Here is a 25,367-nt window from a genome sequence, read left to right as displayed (position 1 = left end):
GGCAGAGCGATCCTTTAAAAACGGTAACGCACTTCTCCATAAAAAGTCCGGCCAATGGCATTGTGTCCACTGGTCATGGAGTAGTATGGCCAGGAATTTCGCCACGGATGTCCCTCAGCATAAGTCCCAGGCATCGCGTTAAACAGGTTTTGGATGCCTAAGGTGAGACGCAAATCACGGCTTACACTGTAAGTAGTTACCCAGTTGACACGACTGAAAGGAGCGACCTTGCTGCGAACACTTTCACGATATGAATTGCCTTCATCATCGGTGAGTGTCCAAGTATTAACGCCTTCTGTGCTACCGATGTAGCTCCAACGAACATAGCTCGACCACTTATCTTTTGAATACTGCACATAGGCACTGGTGCGGTATTTTGGGAAATACCAATCTTTTAACGCATTGACTTTATCTAAGTCGGCAAAGGCTTGGTATTCTTTTGAAAGTGATTGCGACACATCAGCACCTAAACGCAGATCGCCTAAATCGCCCAAAGACAAACTGTAGCGAACTTTCACGTCAACGCCTTTGGAGTTTTCATAGGCACTGTTGATAGCACCATTTTTCACGCATAAAATATCTCTGTAATCGTTGCCCGGCTGCTGTTGCATGATAAAGCCAACACCTGGTACATCATTGCAATTGCTGTAGCGATCACTGACATCAAAAACATCCGGTTCATTGAGCATTCTGGATACGGATCCAGTGCGAACCGCCCCTCTCAACGAAATACGCCAGTAATCTACATCGACACTCAGGTTTTCAGTAAGTTGCGCGATGATGCCAAGATTGTAAAAGCGACCTCGCTCTTCACTCAACCCCAAACTGCCGGAGGTAATTTGCTCGTAGCGATCATCTTCGTCCACCGGGTGATTGGGATCAACGTGGCGGGTCGTACTGCTAAAAGATCGGGTAGGTAAGGCATAAACCCGGTGCAAATCGGGTGCACGGAAGGATTTTCCTCCGTTTAAACGTACCAAAATATTTTCAGTAGGCCGATAAGTAAAGCCTGCCTGCGGCGTCACTGCCCCACCAATTTCAGATTTATCATCGTAGTAGTCGTAACGCAAAGCAACACTGGCATCCAGTTTGCCTATGCCGCCACGGTCGTCCAGCAAGGGTATGGCCAACTCAGCCGCTGTAGCATAGCGTTTACGTTCACCCCGCCCCTGGGTTCCCCCCTGCCCTAAGAGGTTGCCGCTCAACGTATTTTCATCTTTGTGGTCAAAATACCACTCTTTGGCCCATTCAGCAGACCAAGCAAACTGCAAAGGGCCGGCTGGCAAGTCCATTAAGTCACCTGATAACACTGCTGTGAATTGATTTAACCCAGAACCTGCATCGGTGAGTGTTTCTGCATAAAGTGTCTGAACCTGCTCGGGCGTCATTTTATCCATCGGATACCATTTCGCCGGATTGGCTGAGTCGGCTGGGTCAAAACTAACCACATCGAGCAGCTTGTCTGCCAACATCTGGTTGCGCCCGATGCGCTCAAAGGAACTTTTGCCGTAGGCCCAAGTCAGGTCAAGGTCAAAGTCGTTAAGGGTTCCACTCAAACCAAAGGCTGTATTCAACGTTTGCTGCAAGCCCGTGTAATCTCTACGTTGGCCATAGTCATCGAGGCGGCGAAACAACCTAAACTCGGTCGGGTTTAAGAAATCAGCTCTGTTGTAGCTGTAAACTCCAGGATTATCCTGGTCCATATATATTCTTTCACCGATTGACTTTTGGCCATTCCCCCTTAATGTTTCACGATCGCTGGCTTGAACCATGGCATTGTAGGTCCAGCTTTGACCGAGCTCACCATGATGGTTAACCACTAAGTTCCATTCTTTTTTTCCACTTTGCAAATGCAAGTCACGAGTAGAATCGTAACGGCATTTAAAAGTGCTCTGTTCATCCTGCCAAATGCCGTAGCTGCCAAAAAGATCCTGACATTGCTCTTGCGTAGCTACCACATTGCTATTTTCGTGATAAAAACGACTCCTATCCTGAATGACTGCAGAAGTTGAACTAAAACCATCGGTGCCATCCGGCCCACCCTGACTGGTGAAGTTACGGTCACCACTGCGCAATATTTCGTCATTCCGGTGCTGCAAAACTACGATAGTCTGACCCAGGGAGCTATTGAACCCACTGGTTAAGGTCATACGAGTTTTATCTCCACCGCCTTGCTGTGGGCTCTCATGGCGAACATCGAACTGGTTGCGTTCAAACCTGCTTTTAAGAATAATATTGACCACACCACCGACTGCATCAGAGCCATAGATTGCTGAAGCGCCACCACTTAACACTTCAATACGCTCTATTGCACTGGTTGGAAAGGTAGAAATATCCACAAAATTTGTAGTACCTCCTGTCGCAGTAGGGTATTGCGGAATACGTTGGCCATTTACCAGAACCAAAGTACGATTTTCGCCCATGCCACGCATGTTGATAGTACTGGCACCTTGCGTCCAGCTTGACTCGTTGCCTTGAACCGTTCGACCGCTGTTAAAAATTGATGCTTGAAGTAAGTCTTCAATACTGGAAAAGCCACTGAACTCAATATCCTCAGCGGTAATGACTGTGACCGGTGCGACACCCTCTATATCCAAACGACGAATACGCGACCCTGTGACTTCTATTCGCTCCAAGGGTTCATCGACAGATGCTGCGGCAACTTGTTGAGTCTGCTGAGGGCCGGATTGCTGTCTTGCCGTTTGCTTGGTTGGTACCTCATCACCAAGGACTGTTTGGCTGCTTGCAAAAGCCGGATGAAATAATCCAGTTGCTGCCATGCTTGTACCAAGCAGCAAAGGAATCGATGCTGCAAGAGGTTTTATTCTATTCATCGTTTTTCCCGAAATGATATCAATGAGCGCGGCATACCGCATAGTTGTTGGAAAACTTGAAGAGGCCGTAACGGCCTCTTCAAGTTAATATTTTGGCGTTGATACCTACTAGCCTACCAGGTACGTTCAGCATCTCGGCCGCAGCTATGATGGTTTACTCGGGTCACAACACAAGGGGCTTTATCTCTTTAATTACCTCTTTTAATCTCTTTTTACGACTTCTATTTCTGCAATAATGCCGGTATTTTGATGAAGCAAGGCCATGGTCTTGGCTGCGATCAAACTGAGAGGGGTAAAGGTGTCACGCTGCCGCTCAAAAACGATAGCTTAAACCCGTTGACCAGCTATTTTGTCCGTCGCTGAAACGCACCGCTGTGGTAATTTGAAGTGATTGTGTTAATGCGACTTTGGCACCAAGATCCAAGAAAAGTCGACCATGATTCTCGTCCAGACCGCGCCACTTTTGGTCATACCGATAACCGGTCTTGACACTTAGATCCCAGGAGTCTGCTAACCAATGACTGAATCCTATCGCTGCTCCGTAAGCGTCGAAACGCTGAGAAAAATCACGCTGACTTAGAGTTTCACGGTGTTTGTTGGTACTGTAATGCAGGTATGTATTTAAATCGGTATTGCGCATCAAGGGAAAACGATACCCTACTTGCATCCCCAACTCAGTCAGTTTCACATTTTGTTGTTCAGAAAGCAGATCCGCCAGTAAATCACTTTTAACACCACCCGTTAGATGCTGATAAAGCCCACCCAACCAAATATGGTCCGTCAACATAACCCGACCATCCGCTCGCCATCCGGTTGGACTAAATGGACTGTTTCTGAAGCTCGTATCCTGATAGCTCACTCCGATAAAGTTGTAGGCGAGCGGCGAGGATGTATCGTACGCCATCGCCGGAACAAGCACGCTTGCAGTGATCAGTGTGGCCAAGACAGCCTTGCATTTGTTCATAAAGTACTCCAGGGTGTTTTAAAGGGGCGGCATGGTAATCAGCAAATCATGAATAGAAAATGAACAATAGAATTTTAGTGCATTCTTTTGAAGCTGCCATGCGTGAAACTACTACCCATGCATGAAATAACCGCAACCTGACAAACTTTGACTGCATTGATGATGGCAATTCAAGGCTGGTACTTCGCGATCAGCTAGGCTAAAATATGCGCCCTTTATGCGCAGTAACGACACAGGGTCCACCAAAGCATGAGCAAAAAGCTACACATCAAAACCTGGGGCTGTCAGATGAATGAGTACGATTCATCGAAAATGGCAGACCTGCTGGATGCCACCCATGGCTACAGCCTCACCGAGCACGCTGAGGAAGCCGATGTGATCCTGCTCAATACCTGCTCCATCCGTGAGAAAGCGCAGGAGAAAGTCTTTCACCAGCTAGGTCGCTGGCGACCGCTGAAAGAGAAGAAACCCGAACTGGTGATAGGTGTCGGCGGCTGCGTTGCCTCACAAGAGGGCGCAGCCATTCGCGAGCGGGCACCTTTTGTCGATATCGTCTTTGGCCCGCAAACCCTGCACCGCTTGCCGGAAATGATCAAAGCCGTTACCGGTGATCGCGCCCCGGTGGTGGATGTGTCCTTTCCTGAAATCGAAAAATTCGACCGCCTGCCTGAGCCAAAAGCCGAAGGACCGTCCGCTTTTGTCTCCATTATGGAAGGCTGCTCCAAGTACTGCAGCTTCTGCGTGGTGCCCTACACCCGAGGCGAAGAAGTCAGCCGGCCGCTGGACGATGTGCTGTTTGAAATCGCTCAACTGGCCGAGCAAGGCGTCCGTGAAGTCAACCTGCTTGGGCAGAATGTCAACGCCTACCGTGGCAGCATGCACGATGGCAGCATTTGCAGCTTTGCCGAGCTGCTGCGTCTGGTCGCCGCCATCGACGGCATCGATCGCATTCGCTACACCACCTCACACCCGGTGGAATTTACCGACGACATCATTGAAGCCTACCGTGATATCCCAGAGCTGGTTGATCACCTGCACCTGCCGGTGCAATCGGGCTCGGATCGGATCCTGACATTGATGAAACGCGGCCATACCGCCCTGGAATTCAAATCCCAGGTGCGCAAACTGAAAAAAGTCCGGCCCAACCTCAGCATGTCGTCCGACTTTATCATTGGCTTTCCTGGCGAGACAGCTGATGACTTTGCCGCCACCATGGCCTTGATCCAGGCCATCGACTTCGATATGAGCTTCAGCTTTATTTACAGTGCCCGGCCCGGCACGCCTGCTGCCGACTTGCCGGATGATGTCAGCGAGGATGAGAAAAAGCAGCGGTTGTACATTCTGCAAGACCGAATCAACCAACAGGCCCTGCGCATTGCCCGCGGCATGCTGAACACCGAACAGCGGATTTTGGTGGAAGGCCCATCAAAGAAAAACCTGATGGAGCTCTGTGGCCGCACCGAGAACAACCGGGTGGTCAACTTTGAAGGCGATCCAAAGCTCATTGGCCAGTTTGTCGATGTGCGCATTACCGATGTTTTCGCCAACTCGCTGAAAGGCGTGCTGGTGCGCACCGAACCAGAAATGGGACTGCGCCGCGATGTCTCGCCGCAGCAAATTCTGGCCCGGCAGCCGAAAACGGATGACTTAGGGGTGACTCGCTTTGCTCCTTAACCTTCCAAAGGGCTGGCGCTGCCAGCCTGTTACCACACGAGGCCGCCTTTGAGCAGCACAGTCAATGAAAAAACCTTCAGCGCCAGCCCAGCCGATCAACAACGGCTGCTGTCGCTTTGCGGTCCTTTCGATGAGCATCTGCGTTTGCTGGAGCAGCGCCTGAAAATCAACATTGCGCACCGGGATGAGCACTTCCGCTTGCAGGGCGATGCGGCTGCGGTACGCGCTGGCTACTTTGTCCTTGATCACCTCTACCGCGATACCCAGCAGCAAGGTAAAGTGGTGGAACTCAGCATAGAGCAGGTCCATTTAATGATTCAACAGGCACAAAATGCCAGCCCGGAGTCCTCCGCATCGGCCGACTTTAGTCTGAAAACCAAGAAAGGTTTGCTGACACCGCGCAACCCGCATCAAAAACGCTACGTCGGCAATGTGCTCAAGCACGATGTGATCTTTGGCATAGGCCCGGCCGGCACCGGCAAAACCTACTTAGCCGTCGCCTGCGCCGTGGACGCGCTGGAGAAAAATCTGGTACGGCGTATTGTGTTGACGCGGCCGGCGGTTGAAGCCGGTGAAAAGCTGGGTTTTTTGCCCGGCGATTTATCGCAAAAAGTCGACCCTTACCTGCGCCCGCTGTACGACGCCCTGTTTGAAATGCTCGGCTACGATAAGGTCGAAAAATACCTCGAGCGTGGCATCATCGAAATTGCGCCGCTGGCTTACATGCGTGGTCGTACTTTAAACGATGCCTTTATTATTCTGGATGAGGGGCAAAACACCACGGTCGAACAGATGAAAATGTTTCTGACCCGGATTGGCTTTAACTCCAAAGCCGTCATCACTGGCGACGTCACTCAGGTCGATTTACCCCGTGGCCAGTACTCCGGCTTGAAACATGCCATTGATGTGTTGTCCAACGTCGAGGCCATCAGCATGAATTACTTTGACGCCAAAGACGTGGTTCGTCACCCCATCGTGCAGCAAATCGTCCTGGCGTACGAAGCTCATGAAGCCGAAAAGTTGGCAACCACAGAGTCCGAAGCACCACAGTCAGCCAAAGCCCGCAGGTCGCGCAGCTGATGTTGCTTGAACTGGACCTGCAGCAGGCCACCGACGCTGCAGAGCTGCCGACAGAGTCCCAGTTTCAGACCTGGGCCAGTTTGGCACTGGCTGACTATCGGGATCAGGCAGAGCTCACCATCCGACTGGTGGACAGCGAAGAAAGCCGCCAGCTCAATCATCAATATCGCGGCAAAAACAAAGCCACCAATGTGCTCAGCTTCCCCTTTCAGTGCCCACCTGGCCTGGAGCTGCCGCTGTTGGGCGATCTGGTGATTTGCGCCGAAGTCGTGGCTACTGAAGCCAAAGCCCAGGGCAAAACAGCAGAAGCACACTGGGCCCATATGGTGATTCATGGGTGCTTGCATTTGCTGGGATTTGACCATATAAAGGAGGACGAAGCCGAGCAGATGGAGCAGCTGGAAATAGACTTGCTGGCCAAACTTGGTTTCAACAACCCTTACCTGACGGATGCAGAGTAAGATCCCAATGACTTGCTGGAGCATAGTATTCATTCATGAGTGACGACAACCCCCACTCGGGCCGCGGTTCGGCGCCGAAATCCTGGCTGGATCGACTGGCCGGAATGTTCAACGCCGAGCCACAAGATGTCTCAGAACTTGAAAGCGTGATCAGCGAGGCTGCCAACAACCAGCTGATCGATGAAGATACCAAAGGCATGCTGCATGGCGTGCTTGATGTTTCCAAAATGCGGGCCAGGGACATCATGATCCCCCGCTCGCAAATGACCACTTTGGATATCGAGCAATCCATTCAACAAATTTTACCCACCCTGCTGGAAAACAATCACAGCCGCTACCCGGTCATCAATGAAGACAAAGATCACATTGAAGGCATCTTGCTGGTGAAAGATCTGCTGCGCTTTGCTTTCCAACCTGACTCGGTGGAATGTCACTTGCGTGACATTATCCGACCTGCAGTGATTATCCCTGAAAGCAAGCGGGTTGATGCCCTGCTAAAAGAGTTCCGGCAAAAACGCTACCACATGGCGCTGGTGGTCGATGAGTATGGCGGTGTCTCTGGCCTGGTGACCATCGAAGATATTCTCGAGCAAATTGTCGGTGAAATTGAAGACGAGCACGATGACGACGAAGACGTCGATATCAAAAAAATGGCCAGCAATGTCTTTCAGGTCAGTGCCTTGACGCCACTGGATGAATTTAACCAGCATTTTGGCAGTCGCTTTAACGAGACAGAAGCCGATACCATTGGCGGCATTGTGCTGCATGCTTTTGGCCATATGCCAGAGCGTGGCGAAAGCATTGAGCTGGAAGGGCTCTTGTTTAAAGTCAGCAAAGCCAACAGCCGCCGTTTGCTGCAATTGCAAGTGATCAACGGCAAGGCACCGCAGTGCAGCGAGCAGGACTAGGGGTCCGTGAGCACCACTAAGCTGCACTCAGGGTTAAATCGGCTGCTGCAATCGCGCTGGTTATCCGCGGCGGTGATGGCAAGCATCGGTGCCAGCACTACCTTTGCGTTTGCGCCTTTTACCTTCTGGTGGCTACCGCTGCTTACTTTGACGGCGCTCTGCACTCTGGTCTCATTCAGCCAGCGCTGGCAGCAAGCGGCCTGGCTGGGTTTTTGCTGGGGCCTTGGCTACTTTACCGCCGGCCTTAATTGGGTGCACATTCCAATCGAACAGTTCGGCGGCCTGCCCTTGCTGCTGAGTCTGGCTTTATTGCTGCTGCTCAGTGCCTATCTGGCCCTTTACCCACTGCTGTTTGCTCTTAGTGCTTTTTGGTTTCGGCAACACAGAGCGTTGCCGTTGCTGTTGGCCGCCTGCTGGGTGCTGCTGGAGGCCCTGCGCTCCTGGCTGCTGACCGGTTTTCCCTGGCTGTCGCCCGGCTACAGCCAAATCGAGGGGCCGCTGCGCCAATTTGCGCCCTTGATTGGTGAAACCGGCATCACCTTTGTGCTGTTGCTAAGCACAGCAGCCCTCAGTCATGCGCTGCTCAAAAGACACTATCGAATGCTGCTGCTGGCGGCTGCACTTTGGCTAAGCACGCCTTTTATCGGCAACTGGCATGGCTGGCAGCTAAACGGCAACACCTTGGATGTGGCCCTGGTGCAAGGCAACATCAAACAAGAGCTGCGTTGGGATCCGGCGCAGGAAGTCAGCACCATGCGGCTGTATCTGGAGCTGACCACGCCGCACCTGGGAACTCCGCTGATTATCTGGCCTGAAGCGGCCATTCCACGGGTGGAGGTGCTAGCTGAGCCGTTTTTGTTCGAGCTCGATGCCTTGCTGGCGGAGTATCAAAGCAGTTTGATCACCGGCATTATCGACTACAACTTTTACAGTTTAGAAGCCTGGAACAGCCTGATCACCCTGGGCAAGCGCCGCCAAAGCGATCCGGGCGGTCACTACCAACCGGGCCACAGCAACCGTTTTGAGAAACACCACCTGCTGCCCATCGGCGAGTTTGTTCCCTTTGAAAGCCTGTTGCGGCCTTTGGCCCCGATTTTTGATTTGCCAATGAGTTCTTTTAGCCGCGGCGACTTTGTGCAGACCAACCTGATCGCCAACGATGCGGTGCTGCTGCCAGCCATTTGCTTTGAAATAGCCTTTCCACGGCAGTTGGCCGCCAATTTCAACCCCGATACCACCGACTTGCTGCTGACCGTCAGCAACGATGCCTGGTTTGGTGACAGTATCGGCCCACACCAGCACCTGCAAATTGCCAGGATGCGGGCACTGGAGTTTGGCCGCCCCTTGTTGCGTGCTACCAACAACGGCATCACCGCCACCATAGCGGCCGATGGCAGCATTCAGCAGCAATTGCCGCAGTTCGAAGCAGGCGTGCTGACCGACACCATGCAGCTCAGCAGCGGCAGCACCCCCTACAGCCGCTACCACGACTGGCCGCTCTGGATCCTATCCTTACTGTTGCTGCTCTTAGCCGTCTATCCAGCCAGCTTAAAGTTAACTCAAGACGCTCGAAAGCAAATCAAATAGCCCACTGTAAACACTGAATAAACAAGCCACTATAAATTAGTAAAATCTGTAATTAAGTGTTGCTTTGAAACGCCGCCTCCTGCTATAAAAAATTACCGTTGGCAATGATCAACGAGATAAAACGCACCTTTGTTGCGATAAGCAGCACAAGACGTGACATTATAATAAAATACCAGGAACTACGACCCATGAAACTACGTCACTACACACCTGTAGCAGCTTCCTTGCTGCTCGCTTTAGGTTTGTCTGCTCAGGCAGCGGATAATCATCGCTACATTATTCAGGTCGACAACGACAAAAAAGGCCTGATTAAAGCCCTTAGCGTCCGCTTGGGTGGTCAGATTGAGCTGGATGCCGATGGTTTTATTGCAGCAACCTTCGATGGCAAAAGTCTGAACGATGTTCGGGGCCTGTTAAACAACCCCCCATATCAAGCTGATTGAAGTGGATCAGCGTCGCTATCCGATGTCGCTGTATCAAGATGATGCCGGCAACCCCAATACCATGCAGTTGACCCCTTATGCGGTTTACCAGTCCCAGGCCAACCTGCTGGATCTGCAGCTGCACAATGCCAAGAAAGTCTGTGTTATTGACTCTGGTATCTCCCGTGAAACCGGTGAAACCGGCGGCTACAACCCGGATTTTGTCTGGTCTCGTATCACCGGCGACAGTGACTCCGGTACCGGTGACTGGTTCCGCGACGGCGGACCACATGGTACCCACGTTGCCGGCACCATTGCAGCGGCCGACAATACTTTCGGCGTGGTCGGTATGGCTCCGGGCAACCCATTGCACATCATTAAAGTATTTAATGAGCGTGGATGGGGATACTCCTCCAGCTTGGCCCATGCGGCCAACCTCTGCGCTGCAGCTGGGGCCGAAATCATCAATATGAGTTTAGGCGGTGGCGGCTCCAGCAGCACCGAAGAAAATGCCTTTAACAACTTTACTGCCAATGGCGGCCTGGCCATCGCAGCAGCTGGCAACTCAGGCAATACCACCCGCTCTTACCCTGCGGGTTACAAGTCTGTGATGATGGTCGGTGCCAACGATGCCAACAACGAGATTGCATCCTTCTCGCAGCACCCAAGCTGCACCATTACCACCGGCCGTGGTAATAACCGCACCACTGAAACGCACGATGGTCTCTGTGTTGAAGTCACAGCCGGTGGCGTGGATACCCTATCAACTTACCCATCCGGTGGCGCTACTCTGGCCAGCCTGACGATCAATGGCAATGGCGTCGCTGCCTCCGCCATGGAAAACATGGGCTCAGTCAGTGCTCAAACCTATTACATGGGTCTGGCAACTGCCACCGACTCCGCAGCCGCCGGTAAAATCTGTACCATCGATCGTGGCCAAATCTCCTTCCACGACAAAGTACGCAACTGTCAACTGTCCGGTGGCATTGGCGCCATTCTGATCAACAACGAACCAGGCATGCTGTACGGCACTCTGGGCACCAGCAACCAAACCTCCATTCCAGCCGTTGGTGCAGCGCAGGAAGACCGCAGCAGCATTTTGGCGGCCAACAACGCCAGCATTGAGATTGGCGCTGCCGATTATGGCTACATGAGCGGAACCTCGATGGCCACGCCTGCCGTTGCAGGTGTAGCAGCTCTGGTTTGGTCGCATCACCCACACTGCACCGGTACCGAAATCCGTGACGCCTTGAAAGCCACCGCAGAAGACGCCGGCGCCCCAGGCAAAGACGTCTACTTTGGCTACGGCATCGTCAAAGCTCTGGAAGCCCATCAGTACCTGAGCACCTTCGGCTGTGCCGGTGGTGACAATGGTGGCGATGATGGCGGTGACAATGGCGGCGACGACGGTGGTGATAACGGTGGCGACAATGGGGGTGATAACGGCGGTGATGACGGCAACAGCATCCAGCTGGACGCCTTTGTCTACAAAGTACAAGGCCGGGTTCGCACCGATCTGAGCTGGTCTGGCGCTTCCACCAGCCAGGTGGATGTGTTCCGTGACAACAGCAAAGTTGCAACCCTCAGCAACACCGGCAGCTACACCGACGTGACAGACATCCGAGGTGGGGGCAGCCTGAGCTACCGCATCTGTGAAGCCGGCACTGACAGCTGCTCGGACAGCGTGACTGTTTTCTACTAACAGATCACACAGCAACACCAAGGCCTATATGTGCAGGCCTTGTTTTTTATCGCCAACCTAGCGAATCACCCGGGTGCCGATTTCCAGCTCCACGTCCTGCGCCAGCTTTTGCTCTATCAAGCGCTTGATGGCATCCATCTGCTGCTCATCAATGGTACTGCGCGACACCAGGGTCACCGATATATTGACCGGTTTACCAGGGCGCACCTGCACCTGGCGCAGCTGAACGTCGTCCAGCACCAGGCCTTCCAATTGCTGCTTGATACGCCCTTCCTGCACCATGTGCGAAAAACTAAGCGCCAGCGGAATGCTTAGCAACACCACCAGCAAGAAGGTCAGGGCCAGGCCACGCCGCGCCCGGTGAAATGGGCTGTAGCCCAGCAGTAAAAAGGTTAAAACGGCCGCCAGAATAATGCCAACCAGGTTGGTCAGGTACAGCAAAAAAGCGCCCCAGAATACGCTGAAATCACCCCAACCCAGCCCAATACCGGCAACGGCCAACGGCGGTACCAGTGCCACCGCTATCGCCACCCCGGCCAGACTTTTCGCCACTTCAGCCCGGGCATGAGCGTAAGCACCGGCAATGCCGGACACCACCGCCACTCCCAAATCGAGCAAGGTTGGACTGATGCGGGCAGCAATTTCACTGTTGATGGTATTGAGCGGAATCAACCAGGTGGCCAGCACAGCGCAGCCAATGGCAAGGCCTGTCCCTACCGCAATGCTGCGACCGCTGGTCAGCATCAGGCCTTCATCCTGACGCAGTGTGCCAAGCGCCATTGAGATAATGGGGCCCATCAGCGGGGCCAGGATCATCGCGCCAATAATCACCGGGGTTGAATTGGCAAAAAGGCCAAAGGTGGCCAGCAAGGTCGCCAGCACCATCAGGGTTAAGTAGGCAGGCGTGGCTTTGGCACTCTCCCGCAGCGCTAAAAACAGCTCTTTAAATTCTTCGGTGGCCGCATGATGGATCCAGGGCAGCGGATAGGTCACCAGCTCGGTCTTGGCTTTGCCGGCTGGCAGCGGCTGGGTTTTAAAGACCTCTTTTTGTTCGGCTGGCTGGTCTTCTACTGCCAGATGACGACCAGGCACCATCTTCAGACAGCGGGGCTCCACCCGCAGCATCAGCTCTTTGGTTTTCTCCAGCAAGCCATCGTGGGTATAACGGATCAGTTTCGGGCTTTGAATGCGCAAACTGCTGGTCTTGATATGGCCCACAAAGGATGGGGTGCCCTTGTTCCAGTAATCCCGTAAAAACAAGGCCGCAAACAAAAAACGCAGCATCTCAAACACACTGCGCGGCACCAAGACCAGCGCATGCAACATGCCATCGTTGGCACTGGAGTCATCCACCAGCCGCCGTGACAGCACCGAGCTTCGGCCATGCTCCACCGCAACAATGCCCAGGGCCGCCGTATCCAGCTCTTTGCCTTTGTGGGTGCAAAGCTTGACCGCACTGAAGGTTACCTGACCAACTTTTGCCAGCAGCCGAAAAAAACGTTTTACCCGCAGCGCCAACCGCTCGGCCAGCGCTTCGCCTGGGATCAGCGAAAAGGTATCGCCCACCACCACCGAGTTAAACACCGGCGTTTCATTGCACAGCATCAAATCCAGCGCTTCAGGATCGCGATACAGAGCATCCTCAATGGCCTGTGCCATATCGCCGCTGATGCCAAAACCATAGCGGGCATGTTTCATCTCCGGGTGCGGCAACAAAGCCAGCGGCCATTGATTCTGCCGCGCCTGCTGCACCAGCTCGCGCAAGGCTTCATCGGGCAGATAACACAGCAACCGCTGCTCCGGCTGAAACAGATGGCTTTGCTTGCTGCTCCAAAGACACAGCTCTGGCTCAATGCCCTGCTCCGTCAAAAGTGGCACGATCTGTTGCTGCACCAGCTGCTGGTCCATCGGCTGGCACAGCAGCACCCAAGGCACCGGACTGGCCGGTGCCGGCGCTTGCTCACTCGTCATCAGCGCCTCCGTTGACGATATCGGCAATTTCGGTCAAGCGCTTCAGCACCATGGCATTGAGGGTTTTCTTTGGATAAGCACCGCGCCGGCCCTGCTCACCCGGTTCAACGCCGGTCAGCAGGTACAAGGCCTCATCCACGTTTTTCACTACATAAATATGAAAGAGCCCATCACTTACCGCCTGGCGCACGGCTTCGTTCAGCACCAGGTTCAGCTGATTGCTGGCCGGGATCACCACGCCCTGCTCGCCTGTCAGACCGCGCAGCTGACATAAGCGGAAAAAGCCTTCGATTTTTTCATTGACGCCACCAATGGCCTGCACTTCACCATGCTGGTTGATGGAGCCGGTGACGGCCAGACTCTGTTTAATCGGGATCTGGGTAATGGCAGAAATCAGAGCGCAAATCTCGGCCAGGGAGGCACTGTCGCCATCGATGTGACCGTAAGATTGCTCCATCGCAATATTGGCCGAGAGCGTCAGCGGAAAGTCGCGGGCATAACGCGCGCCTAAAAAGCCATTTAAAATCAGCACGCCTTTCGAGTGAATGGCTTTGCCCAGCTCGACCTCCCGCTCAATATCCACCACGCCAGAGGCACCGGCAAAAACAGTGGCACTGATGCGGGCCGGGGTGCCAAAAGTGGTATCGCCAATTTCCAGCACCGTCAGGCCATTGACCTTGCCAACCGCCAGGCCACTGCTGTCAATCAGGATCTGTCCCTGCTCAATATCTTCCAAAAACGCTTCGCTGATGCGGCCGGTGCGGTATTGCTTGCCCGCCAGTGCCGCGCGGACGTGATCGGCAGTCAGAGTGTCGCTGCCCGCCTGAGTGGCGTAGTAGCAGGCCTCACGCACCAGCTCCAGCACATCGGCAAAACGGGCCGATAATTTGTGCTGATGCTCGGCCTGGCGAAAGCTAAATTGCAGCAAGCGTTCAAAACCACATTCGGACAACTGCTGCAACCCCAGCTCCTGCATTTGCAGCCGGATTTGCCGCATCATGTAATTGAGGGTGTGTTGCTGATAGGGCAGGTAATGCTCGAAATCGGCCAGCACCCGGAACAACTCATTAAACTCCTCATCCACTTCCTGGATCAGGTAATACAGATCGCGCGATCCCATCAGAATCACTTTGACCTGCAGCGGTATGGCTTTGGGGGTAATGATGGTGGAATTGGTGACCGCGTGCTCGCTTAAGGTATCGATTAACAGCTCACCACTTTTTAACGCTTGCTTGAGCGCTTCCCACACCTGCGGTTGCGGCAACAACTTGTCGGCGTCGAGGATCAAATAGCCACCATTGGCCCGGTGCAAGGCGCCGGGTCGGATCATCCGGTGGTTGGTGTACAAGGAGCCACCGCTGGTGGCGTACTCCACCCGGCCAAAGAGGTTGCCATAGGTCGGCATTGGCTCGAACACCACCGGAGCACCATCCATCGCAGCATGATGCACCAGCACATTGGGCACAAACTCCTCGATAAAGAGGGTGCGTATATCCAGCTCTTCGTTTTTTTCCGGCTCGGTTTCTTCCGGCAAGACTTCCAGCACCAGCTTGGTTAAATGGGGCCGCATATCGCGCAAATAGCGCAACACCCCAAGCTCGGCCACGTAGTGATGCTCCAGCGCTTTAAACAGCGGTTTTAGCACCTGCTCGATGGTGGCTTTGCGCAGTTCGCGCAGCTGCTCGGAGACATCCCGCTTCCACTGCGGCAGTTCAATCAATTGCTCGTTTAAGATGGTTTCCAGCTCACCAACCAGATCGTAAAAGTACTGGCGCTGCTCGTCGCTGAGCTTGTTAAACTCGCTGTCGTCCAGCGGCTTGCCATCAATCAGCGGGGCGAAGCTGACGGTGCCGTTTTCTTCGTACAGCACCACTTTTTTCTCCAGCGCTTTTTGCTCTACCGCTTCAAGTGCCGCTTCGTAGCGCTGATCAAAGGTGCGCTGAATGGCTTTTTTCTGCCGCTGATAGCCGGGGTTGTCAAAGGCTGCCGGAAAGGTATCCAGCACTTCATCCATCAACTCTTCCACCCGCTTGACCAGAGCTCTGCCCTCACCCGGCAACAACCGCAGGGTCAGAGGCAAGCGTTCGTCGTCAAAGTTTTTCAGGTAGCACCACTCGTCCGGTGTGGCTTTCTCGGCGGCGGCATGCTGCAAAATATCCTGCACCAGGGTAAAACGCCCCAGCGCCGGCTCGCCCATCACGTACAGGTTGTAACCGGGCATGTCCATGCCAATGGCAAATTGCAGCGCGGCTTTAGCGCGATCCTGACCAATAAAGGCCGGGGTGAGATCGGTTTCGGTGATGCTGTGTTTTAACCAGTCATTGCGAAGCTGAGGAACCAGCTGATGCGGCGCAAGCGCCAGAGAATCTAAGGAATGGGCCATGAAAGTCCTTGCAATCCATGAGGTTCATGCGAAAAAAGCTATTATACGCACAGCCACCTTTCGGCGACCAGTGAATTTCTGGCCGCAAGCCTGGGTCGGTACTTTAATCGAGCGGCACCCCTTCGCGGTTAAAGCGCACCCCACCGCACTGACTGCAGGCCAACAATTCAGCCGGGTGGTAGTAATTGGCCCGTTCACCGCACTCCTCACAGCGATAACAGCCCATGCCAACGCGCTCGCCTTGAAAGTAGACGCCTTTGTGGCGAAAGTCTTCCAAAATTTCCTGCCACTCGACCTGACTGCGATCGGTGATCTGGGCCAACTCGTACCACAAGGCTTCGGGCCAGAGCGATGGCTGCTCTTCGCCCGCATCGGGGTCGGCCTCCTGCCACTGCCGTTTTAGGGTTTCGACAAACAGCCGGGTTTCATGCGCGGTTAAATCTTTCCCGGCCTGAAAATAGGCCCGGATATCCTCGTTCAACGCCATCAATTGCTCCACCGACTCTTTCTCGGCACTGCTAAGCATCTCGGTCAATTGCGTTAACCACGTCTGGTACTTCTTTTTCAGATCCATACTTCCTCCTGACAACGGCTGTAATCACCAGTATAGCAAAGCTGTTTTCAAGTTGTTGTCAGCCGGTGGCTGCGGTATCCTATAGCGAATTTTTCCGCGCCCTCACACACCCTGCCGAACCGGTGGCTGAGAGCCCCTTTTTGATGCTTAGTTTGGAAGACGTTAATGCACGAACAGTACAATCCGCACCAGATAGAAACTGCTTTGCAGCAGCAGTGGGAGAACGATCAGGTTTTCAAGGTGGTCGAAGACGACAGCAAAGAGAAATTCTACTGCCTCTCGATGTTCCCCTATCCAAGCGGGCGACTGCACATGGGGCATGTGCGCAACTACACCATTGGCGATGTGATCAGCCGTTTTCAGCGCATGCAGGGCAAGAATGTGATGCAGCCGATGGGTTGGGATGCTTTTGGCCTGCCGGCGGAAAACGCCGCCATCAACCACAAAACAGCACCGGCCAAGTGGACCTACGAAAACATTGACTACATGCGCACCCAGCTGAAGCGTTTAGGCTTTGGCTACGACTGGTCGCGCGAGCTGGCCACCTGCCAGCCGGAATACTACCGCTGGGAGCAGTGGTTCTTTACCAAGCTGTACGAAAAAGGCCTGGTGTACAAAAAAATGTCGACGGTGAACTGGGATCCGATCGATCAGTGCGTACTGGCCAACGAGCAGGTGATTGATGGCCGGGGCTGGCGCTCTGGCGCTTTGGTCGAGCAGCGCGAACTGGCGCAGTGGTTTATTAAAATCACCGATTACGCCGAAGAGTTGCTGGCCGATTTGGATCAACTGGACGAATGGCCCGAGCAAGTCCGCACCATGCAAAAAAACTGGATTGGCCGCTCAGAAGGGGTCGAGATCACCTTTGATGTGGTTGGCTCCGAGCAGCAAGTCTCTGTGTTTACGACCCGACCCGATACCCTGTATGGCGTGACCTACATGGCGGTGGCTGCTCAGCACCCACTGGCGCTGCAGGCGGCGGCAACCAATCCGGCACTGGCGGCCTTTATTGATGAGTGCAAAGGCGGCAAAGTCGCTGAAGCCGAGCTGGCGACCATGGAGAAGAAGGGCATGGCCACCGGCTTGTTCGCCCTGCATCCGCTGTCCGGCCAGCAAGTGCCGATTTGGGTTGCCAACTTTGTGTTGATGGACTATGGCTCAGGTGCCGTGATGTCGGTGCCGGCGCATGATCAGCGCGATTACGAATTTGCCGGCAAATACCAACTGCCGGTGCAGCAAGTCATTGCCCCGCTCGACGACAGCAGCACAGTGGACTTGAGCCAACAGGCGTATACCGACAAAGGCAAGCTAGTCAACTCCGGTGAGTTCGACGGGCTGGATTTTGCCGCAGCCTTCAGTGCCATTGCCGCCAAGTTGGCAGAGCTGGGCCGTGGTGAAGTCAAAGTGAACTACCGGCTGCGCGATTGGGGCGTGTCTCGCCAGCGCTACTGGGGTACCCCAATCCCTATGCTGACGCTGGACGATGGCTCCCAAGTGCCGGTACCTGCCGAACAGCTGCCGGTTCGCTTGCCGGAAGACGTGGTGATGGATGGTGTGCAATCGCCAATCAAAGCCGACCCGGAATGGGCCAGGACCAGCTATCAGGGCCAGACGGCCTTTCACGAAACCGATACCTTCGATACCTTTATGGAATCGTCCTGGTACTATGCCCGTTACACCTGCCCCAACAACGATCAGGCGATGCTGGATCCGGCCAAAGCCAACTACTGGCTGCCGGTCGATCAGTACATCGGCGGCATTGAGCATGCCATCTTACACCTGCTGTATGCCCGCTTCTTCCACAAGCTGCTGCGCGATGTCGGCCTGGTGCAATCCGATGAACCGTTCAAGCGCCTGTTGTGTCAGGGCATGGTTTTGGCCGAGACTTTCTATCGCGAGCACGACAACGGCAGCAAAAGTTGGTACTCGCCGCAGGACGTGCACGTCGAGCGCGATGACAAAGGCCGGGTGCTCTCCGCCGTCTTGCGGAGCGATGGCCAGCCGGTGCAATCGGCTGGCATGAGCAAGATGTCAAAGTCGAAGAACAACGGCATCGACCCGCAGCAGGTCATTGAACAGTTTGGTGCCGACACCGTGCGGCTCTTTATGATGTTTACCGCTCCACCGGAGCAAACTCTGGAGTGGTCCGATTCGGCGGTTGAAGGCGCTCACCGCTTCTTGCGCCGTATTTATGCCCTGGTGCAGCAGTTCAGTCAGCAGCAACCCAGCCAGCCGCTGGATACCAGCAAGCTGACCAATGAGCAAAAAGTACTGCGCCGAGAGCTGCACAAGACCATTGCCAAGGTCACCGACGACTTGGCCCGGCGTTACACCTTTAACACCGCCATTGCCGCCATTATGGAGCTGAGCAACAAGCTGCAAAAGGCACCGCTGGACACCGAGCAGGACAAAGCGGTGATGCAGGAGGCTGTGCTGGCGCTGCTGCAGATGCTGAACCCCATCACGCCTCACCTTTGCCAATTCCTGTGGCAACAGCTTGGCCAGCAAAGCCAGCTGGAACAAGGCAACTGGCCCAAGGTCGACCAGCAAGCTCTGGTGGAAGATGAAAAGCTGGTAGTGGTGCAGGTCAACGGCAAGGTACGTGCCAAGCTCACCATGGCGGCTGATGCCAACCAGGAGCAGGTGTTGGCACAAGCCAATGCCGACGAAAATGTGCAGCGCTACCTTGAAGGCGTCAGCATTCGCAAAGTCATTTATGTGCCGGGCAAATTGCTGAATCTGGTGGTGGGCTAAGTGAAGGCCTGCCCCAGACTGACCGCCTGCCTGCTGACCCTGCTGATGCTGGGCCTGTCTGGCTGCGGTTTTCAGTTGCGTGGCCAGCTGCCATTGCAGCTGTTTGATGGTGTCTATCTGGAAGCAGAGCGTCATTCGGAGCTGGCGGCGATTTTGCGCCAGCGCCTGCAAAGCCATCAGATCACCCTGCTCAGCCAGCCGGCCAAAGACAGCCCCAGTGTGGTGCTGCTGCGCGACAGCCTGGAACGCCGCACTTTGTCGCTGTTCCCCAACGGCCAGGTAGCCGAATACGAGCTGATTTATCAGGTGCAGTACCGTATTCAGTTGCCGGATGAGGACGCGCATTACTTCGAGTTCGAATTGTTCCGCGATTACCAGGACGATCCCAACCGGGCACTGGCCAAAGCCCGCGAGCTGGAGCTGATGCTGGCCGAACTGCGCGAGCAGGCAGCGCAGCGTATTTTGCGTCAGCTGGGGCGTTTAAGCGCATGAACAAACTCTATGCCAGTCAGCTGTCGCAGCACCTGCAACAGCAGCTGGCCAGCTGTTATCTGGTGTTTGGTGAAGAGCCGATGCAGCGTCACCAGGCCTTGGATCAGATCCGTGCCAAAGCCCGCCAGCAGGGCTTTGATGAACGCCAGTCCTTTCGCCTCGATCCCCAGTTTGACTGGGAGCCAGTCTACAGCGCACTGCAAAGCCAATCGCTGTTTAGCAGCCGTCAGCTGGTCGAGCTGGATTTCCAGGCACAAAAATTCAGCGCCGCCATTGGCACGAACCTGAAAGCGCTGTTTAATTTGTTGCATCCCGATGCCTTGCTGCTACTGCACGGCGAACGCAGCCCAGCCGAAGTCAGCAAGCTCAGCTGGATCAAAGCCCTGCCCAAAGACACGGTGCTGCTGAGTTGCTACCCGCTGGATGATCAGCAGTTCCAGCGCTGGTTGCAGCAAGAGTGCCGCCAGCTGGGTCTGCAACTCAGTCCCGAAGCCAGCCAGTTGCTGTTGCACCATTGCAGCGGTAATCTGCTGGCAGCCCGGCAAAATCTGGATAAATTGCTGCTCACCTTTGGCGGTGGCCGGCTGGATGAAGCCGTGTTATCCGATTATCTGGCCGATCAATCCAGCTTCACGGTGTTTCAGCTGACCGACAGCCTGCTGGCCGGTCAGAGCGTCCAGGCCATGCACCGGCTCGAGCGCCTGCTGGGTCAGGATGATGAACCCACCCTGCTCTGCTGGCAACTGCAACGTGAAGTGCAGCAACTGCTGCAACTGCAACAGGCCCCAGCCACAGAGCGCTCAACGCTGTTCAAGCAACTTGGCATCTGGCCCAAACGCCAACCGCTGTACCTGCAAGCCTTGCAACGATTACCGCTCTCCTGGCTGCAGTACCTGCTGCTGGAGCTGGCCAGTTTTGACCGGCTCTACAAAGGTGGCCAGGGGATCTCGCTGCCGCTGGCATTGACCCATCTGTGCAGCCTGTTTCTGGCCCCGGTGCCAAAAACCTTCTCGTTGCAACGTTATGAACAAGGCTAAACCACTGCTTGGTATCTTTGGTGGTACCTTTGACCCCATCCATTACGGCCACCTGAACTGCGCTTTGCAAGTGCAGCAACACTGTGGCTTGCAACAAGTCCGGTTGATGCCTTGCCACCTACCCCCTCACAGAGCAAGCCCAGGGGTGTCCGCAGCACAGCGCGCCCAGATGGTAGAACTGGCCATTGCCGACTACCCCCAACTGGCGCTGGAGCCTTTGGAGCTGCAGCAACAACGCCCATCGTACAGCGCCATCAGCCTGGCTCAGTTGCACCAACAGTTTCCCGAGCATCAGTTGGCCTTTATTTTAGGCATGGATGCCTTTAATCAGTTTACCCGGTGGTACCGCTGGCAGGATATTTTACAGCGGGCGGATTTAATTGTTTGTCAGCGCCCGCAGCATGCCACCGTTTCAACCGCTAGCCAGCCCCTGTTGCAACAGCATCAGATACAAACAGCCGCCGAGCTGCAGCAGCCGGGTCATGGCCGTATTTTGCTGTTCAACAACGCGCTGCAGGACATCTCCGCCACCGAATTGCGGCAACAAATTCCCAGTTTACAGCAATGCCCGGATTGGTTGCCGCAGTCCGTATGGAACTATATCCTTCAACATCGACTCTACACGTTAAGGACCCCGTAAAGAGTTGGGCAAAGAGGGGACAAGGCTGGCGAAAAAGTGATAAAATTCAGTTTTAGCCCATCTTCAAAGGAAACAAGGTGCAAAGCAGCGAATTACTCAATTTTGTGCAGCAAAAAGTCGAAGACATGAAAGGCCGCGATATCGTCACCCTGGATGTGCGAGGCAAATCCAGCATCACCGACTTTATGCTGATTTGCTCCGGCACATCCAACCGCCATACCAAATCCATTGCAGACCACGTGGCCTTAGCCAGTAAAGAGGCCGGCATTGCCATTATGGGCATTGAAGGCGACAAGGCGGGCGAGTGGGTCTTGTTGGACCTGGGCGATGTGGTGGTGCACGTGATGCTGGATGACAGCCGAAACTTCTACCAGTTGGAAAAACTCTGGAGCGCTTAACCGCCATGACCAGTAGCAGTAACGGGCCCTTGGCCCGATGAAATTGCTGTTGATCGCTGTTGGCAGCAAGATGCCGGCCTGGGTTCAGACCGCTTATCAGGAATATGCCCGTCGCTTTCCCAGAGATTTGCCACTGGAACTGATTGAGATACCGGCGCAAAAGCGCGGCAAAAATGCCGACATCAAACGCATTTTGCAGCAAGAAGGTGAAAAAATGCTGGCGGCGGTGCCCAAAGGTGCCCGCATTGTGACACTGGAAGTCACCGGCAAGGCCTGGGATAGCACCACCCTGGCCAGCCAGTTGAGTCAATGGCAGCTGGATGGCCGGGATGTCTGCTTGCTGGTCGGTGGCCCGGAAGGGCTGGCTCCGGAATGCATTGCCGCCAGTGAGGCAAAGTGGTCGCTCTCCGCCCTGACCCTGCCTCACCCACTGGTGCGGGTAGTGCTGGCAGAATCGCTGTACCGCGCCTGGAGTATTTGCACCAATCACCCTTATCATCGCGAGTAAGCATGCGACGTCAACGAGAAGCCATTCAGGATTATGCCGCCGAAGCGCAACTGTTTAAGCGCCGTGCCTTGGTGGCTTTTAGCCTGGTGGTGCTGGCTTTTCTGCTGATTTTTTTCAACATGTACCATTTGCAGGTGCGCTCTTACTACGAGTACCAAACCCGCTCGGAAGGCAACCGCATTAAAGTGGTTCCTGTTGCGCCCAACCGCGGCCTGATCTACGATCGCAACGGCATTTTGCTGGCAGAAAATACCCCGGTACACTCGCTGGAAATTATCCCCGAGCAAGTTCGCAATCTAGAAGAAACTTTAACCGCCCTCGCTGAATTAATCGAGATCAGCCCAGAACAAAAACAAAGTTTTTTGCAGGATGTCCGCCGTCAGCGGCGCTTTAACAGCATTGCTCTAAAAGAGCAGTTGACCGAGCAGGAAGTTGCGATACTGGCCGTCAACCAGCATCGTTTTCCGGGTGTCACGCTGGAGGCCCGGCTCAGCCGCACCTACCCCTTTGGGGATTTATTCACCCATGCCATTGGTTACATTGGCCGTATCAACAGCAACGATCTGCAGCGCTTGCGTGAGCAGGAGTTAGCCGCCAACTACGCTGCCAGTCGCAACATTGGCAAAATAGGGCTGGAGCGCTACTACGAACAGCTGTTGCATGGCACCGTCGGCTATCAGGAGGTCGAGGTGAACAACCGCGGCCGGGTGATCCGCACCTTGCGCTCTGAGCCCGCCATTTCCGGCAAAGATTTAATCCTCAGCCTGGACGTCGGCCTGCAACTCACCGCTCAGCAGGCACTGGAAGGCTTGCGCGGTGCCGTGGTGGCGCTGGACCCACGCAGCGGTGCCGTGCTGGCGCTTTACAGCAACCCGGGCTACGATCCCAATCTTTTTGTGCACGGCATCAGCAGCCGCGATTACAACGCCCTGCTGAATTCACGCGACAGACCGCTGATCAATCGGGTCACCCAGGGCATTTATGCACCGGCATCCACCATCAAGCCGCACTTAGCCCTGGCCGGGCTTGATCGGGGCTTTATCACCCCCAGTCACCGGATTTGGGATCCTGGTTACTACCAGCTGCCGAACTACTCGCGCCGTTTTCGCAACTGGCGGCGGCATGGGCAGGGCTGGGTCAATGTGTATGGTGCCCTGATCCAAAGCAACGACACCTACTTTTACGACATGGCGGTGCGGATGGGCATTGATACCATCAACGATGCCATGACTGCCTTTGGTTTTGGTCAACGTACCGGCATCGACATCCATGAAGAATCTGCCGCCATTATGCCGTCCCGTGGTTGGAAGCAGGCCCGCTTTAACGAGCCCTGGTTCGTCGGTGACACCGTATCGCTGGGCATTGGGCAAAGCTACTGGACCGCAACACCGCTGCAATTGGCAACCACAACCGCTGTGTTGGTCAATCGTGGCGACGCCATTGTGCCCCAGCTGTTGCAAGCCAGCCGACTGGGGGAGCAACTTAACCCGGTTGAACACCAGCGACACCAGGCGGTGACGGTGCAAGACGCCAATCACTGGCAAGTGATTCTGGATGCGATGGAGCAAACCATAAGTACCCCGGAAGGCACCGCATTCCGCGCCTTTCGCAATGCCGCTTATACCTCTGGGGGGAAAACAGGCACCGCTCAGGTGGTAAGCATTGCGCAGGATGCCGAATACGATGCCGATGCGCTGTACGAACGCCATCGCGACAATGCATTGTACGTTGGCTATGCGCCAGCACAGGATCCAACCATAGTGGTGGCAGTGGTGGTGGAAAATACCGGTGGCGGTGGCAGTACCGCCGCCCCTATCGCCCGTCAATTGTTTGATTATTACTTCAGTGCCGGAGTGAACCAGTGAACGACGTGATCAGTGAATCGCAACGGCCCAAAGGTCTGGCCATTTTTCACATTGACACCCCTTTATTGCTGGGTCTGTTGGCACTGATGGGCTTTGGCCTGATGGTGCTCTACAGTGCCAGTGGTCAAAGCCAGGCCATGATGCAAGCCCAGCTGGTTCGTCTGGGCGTAGCCCTGGCGGTGATGGTCATTTTTGCCCAAATCAGTCCTCAAACCTTCAAGCGCTGGGGCTTGCCGCTTTTTGTGGTAGGTCTGCTGATGCTGGTGGCCGTTCTGCTGGTGGGCGAGGTGGGCAAAGGTGCCCAGCGTTGGCTGAATTTGGGCTTCATCCGTTTTCAGCCCTCAGAGATCATGAAAATAGCCGTGCCGCTGGCCATTGCCTGGTTTATCTCCAGCCACAGCCTGCCTCCCCGGCTCTGGCGCTTGCTGGTCGGTTTCGTGATGTGCCTGATCCCCACCCTGTTGATTGCCAAACAACCCGACTTAGGCACCGCACTGCTGATTGCCACCTCGGGCGTTATGGTGCTGTTTCTGGCCGGCATGAGCTGGCGATTGATTGCGCTGATTGCCACCTTGATTTCGGCACTCTTGCCGGTGATGTGGTTCTTTGTGATGCACGACTACCAAAAGCGCCGGGTGCTGACCTTCTTAAACCCGGAGACCGACCCACTGGGTGCAGGCTACCATATTATTCAATCCAAAATCGCCATCGGCTCTGGCGGCTTGCAAGGCAAAGGCTGGCTGCAAGGCACCCAGTCGCAACTGGAGTTTTTGCCCGAGCGCCACACCGATTTTATCTTTTCGGTGCTCAGTGAAGAATTCGGCCTGATGGGTGTCACGGTGCTGATTAGCCTTTATCTGTTTGTGATTGGCCGTTGCTTGTTGATTGCCACCCGCGCCCAGGATAACTTTTCCAAGCTGGTCGCCGGCAGCGTCACCATGACTTTTTTCGTCTATATCTTTGTTAATATTGGCATGGTGTCCGGCTTGTTGCCGGTGGTTGGAGTACCGCTACCGCTGATCAGCTATGGCGGCACCTCCATGGTCACGCTGCTGGCTGCTTTTGGCATCCTGATGTCCATTGGTACCCACAAGCGCATGCTGGCTTCCTAAC

General features: G+C 54.7%; 18 protein-coding genes and 1 pseudogene. 14 read left to right on the top strand and 5 right to left on the bottom strand.

What is annotated here, in order from left to right:
* Nucleotides 1-14: 14 nt before the first annotated feature.
* Together Q3O59_RS12570 and Q3O59_RS12565 are read right to left on the bottom strand one after the other, a co-directional pair.
* Entirely contained in the window at nt 15-2,834 is a 2,820-nt protein-coding gene (locus Q3O59_RS12570) for a TonB-dependent receptor domain-containing protein (protein ID WP_305945901.1), read from the bottom strand.
* Between the two features lie 313 nt (nt 2,835-3,147).
* On the bottom strand, nt 3,148-3,798 hold the full coding sequence (locus Q3O59_RS12565) for an outer membrane beta-barrel protein (RefSeq protein ID WP_305945900.1): 651 nt from the start codon (nt 3,796-3,798) through the stop codon (nt 3,148-3,150).
* A gap of 249 nt (nt 3,799-4,047) precedes the next feature.
* Here Q3O59_RS12565 and miaB point away from each other — a divergent pair, with 249 nt between their 5' ends.
* The 6 genes and pseudogenes from miaB (at nt 4,048) to Q3O59_RS12535 (ending at nt 11,632) form a co-directional block, all read left to right on the top strand.
* The gene (gene miaB / locus Q3O59_RS12560; RefSeq protein WP_305945899.1) at nt 4,048-5,472 is read left to right on the top strand and encodes a tRNA (N6-isopentenyl adenosine(37)-C2)-methylthiotransferase MiaB; all 1,425 of its coding nucleotides are present in this window, start codon (nt 4,048-4,050) and stop codon (nt 5,470-5,472) included.
* A gap of 48 nt (nt 5,473-5,520) precedes the next feature.
* Nucleotides 5,521-6,552, top strand: coding sequence for a PhoH family protein (locus Q3O59_RS12555; RefSeq protein ID WP_305945898.1), 1,032 nt, complete (start codon nt 5,521-5,523; stop codon nt 6,550-6,552).
* Entirely contained in the window at nt 6,552-7,013 is a 462-nt protein-coding gene (gene ybeY / locus Q3O59_RS12550; RefSeq protein ID WP_305945897.1) for an rRNA maturation RNase YbeY, read from the top strand. Before Q3O59_RS12555 ends, ybeY begins: the two co-directional genes overlap by 1 nt.
* A gap of 35 nt (nt 7,014-7,048) precedes the next feature.
* Nucleotides 7,049-7,921: a CorC family transporter gene (locus Q3O59_RS12545; RefSeq protein ID WP_305945896.1), complete on the top strand. Its 873-nt coding sequence runs from the start codon at nt 7,049-7,051 to the stop codon at nt 7,919-7,921.
* Between the two features lie 6 nt (nt 7,922-7,927).
* Entirely contained in the window at nt 7,928-9,508 is a 1,581-nt protein-coding gene (gene lnt / locus Q3O59_RS12540) for an apolipoprotein N-acyltransferase (protein WP_369812389.1), read from the top strand.
* A 188-nt stretch (nt 9,509-9,696) separates the two neighbouring features.
* Nucleotides 9,697-11,632 (top strand): annotated as a pseudogene (locus Q3O59_RS12535) (S8 family serine peptidase).
* Between the two features lie 57 nt (nt 11,633-11,689).
* Here Q3O59_RS12535 and Q3O59_RS12530 read toward each other — a convergent pair.
* The 3 genes from Q3O59_RS12530 to Q3O59_RS12520 form a co-directional block, all read right to left on the bottom strand.
* Nucleotides 11,690-13,603 (bottom strand): TIGR00341 family protein, encoded by a 1,914-nt coding sequence (locus tag Q3O59_RS12530; RefSeq protein ID WP_305945895.1) that lies wholly within the window; start codon nt 13,601-13,603, stop codon nt 11,690-11,692.
* The gene (locus tag Q3O59_RS12525) at nt 13,593-15,986 is read right to left on the bottom strand and encodes a Lon protease family protein (protein ID WP_305945894.1); all 2,394 of its coding nucleotides are present in this window, start codon (nt 15,984-15,986) and stop codon (nt 13,593-13,595) included. Before Q3O59_RS12525 ends, Q3O59_RS12530 begins: the two co-directional genes overlap by 11 nt.
* 103 nt (nt 15,987-16,089) lie before the next feature.
* Nucleotides 16,090-16,560, bottom strand: coding sequence for a zinc ribbon-containing protein (locus Q3O59_RS12520; protein WP_305945893.1), 471 nt, complete (start codon nt 16,558-16,560; stop codon nt 16,090-16,092).
* 165 nt (nt 16,561-16,725) lie between these two features.
* On the opposite strand from Q3O59_RS12520, the gene leuS reads away from it, so the two are divergent.
* From leuS to rodA, 8 genes are all read left to right on the top strand, one after another.
* Nucleotides 16,726-19,314 carry a leucine--tRNA ligase gene (leuS, locus tag Q3O59_RS12515; RefSeq protein WP_305945892.1) on the top strand — a complete coding sequence of 863 codons (2,589 nt, stop codon included), beginning with the start codon at nt 16,726-16,728 and terminating at the stop codon, nt 19,312-19,314.
* Nucleotides 19,315-19,806 carry an LPS-assembly lipoprotein LptE gene (locus tag Q3O59_RS12510; RefSeq protein ID WP_369812388.1) on the top strand — a complete coding sequence of 164 codons (492 nt, stop codon included), beginning with the start codon at nt 19,315-19,317 and terminating at the stop codon, nt 19,804-19,806. It begins immediately after the preceding gene.
* Complete coding sequence (gene holA, locus Q3O59_RS12505; protein WP_305945891.1) at nt 19,803-20,843, top strand: DNA polymerase III subunit delta; 1,041 nt, start codon at nt 19,803-19,805, stop codon at nt 20,841-20,843. The genes Q3O59_RS12510 and holA overlap by 4 nt, the downstream gene beginning before the upstream one ends.
* A complete protein-coding gene (gene nadD, locus Q3O59_RS12500; RefSeq protein WP_305945890.1) occupies nt 20,830-21,483 on the top strand; it encodes a nicotinate-nucleotide adenylyltransferase in 654 nt (217 codons plus the stop codon). Before holA ends, nadD begins: the two co-directional genes overlap by 14 nt.
* 77 nt (nt 21,484-21,560) lie before the next feature.
* Entirely contained in the window at nt 21,561-21,881 is a 321-nt protein-coding gene (gene rsfS / locus Q3O59_RS12495; protein ID WP_228591323.1) for a ribosome silencing factor, read from the top strand.
* 37 nt (nt 21,882-21,918) lie between these two features.
* Nucleotides 21,919-22,389 (top strand): 23S rRNA (pseudouridine(1915)-N(3))-methyltransferase RlmH, encoded by a 471-nt coding sequence (gene rlmH, locus Q3O59_RS12490; RefSeq protein ID WP_305945889.1) that lies wholly within the window; start codon nt 21,919-21,921, stop codon nt 22,387-22,389.
* Between the two features lie 2 nt (nt 22,390-22,391).
* Nucleotides 22,392-24,254, top strand: a complete 1,863-nt coding sequence (mrdA, locus tag Q3O59_RS12485; RefSeq protein WP_305945888.1) for a penicillin-binding protein 2 — start codon at nt 22,392-22,394, stop codon at nt 24,252-24,254.
* A gap of 5 nt (nt 24,255-24,259) precedes the next feature.
* On the top strand, nt 24,260-25,366 hold the full coding sequence (gene rodA / locus Q3O59_RS12480) for a rod shape-determining protein RodA (protein WP_369812391.1): 1,107 nt from the start codon (nt 24,260-24,262) through the stop codon (nt 25,364-25,366).
* Nucleotide 25,367 lies beyond the last annotated feature (1 nt).

Source organism: Alkalimonas delamerensis (assembly GCF_030717955.1).
Taxonomy (GTDB): Bacteria; Pseudomonadota; Gammaproteobacteria; order Enterobacterales; family Alteromonadaceae; genus Alkalimonas; species Alkalimonas delamerensis.
Note: the sequence above shows the minus strand (reverse complement) of the source record. Positions and strands in the feature narration are given on the sequence as shown.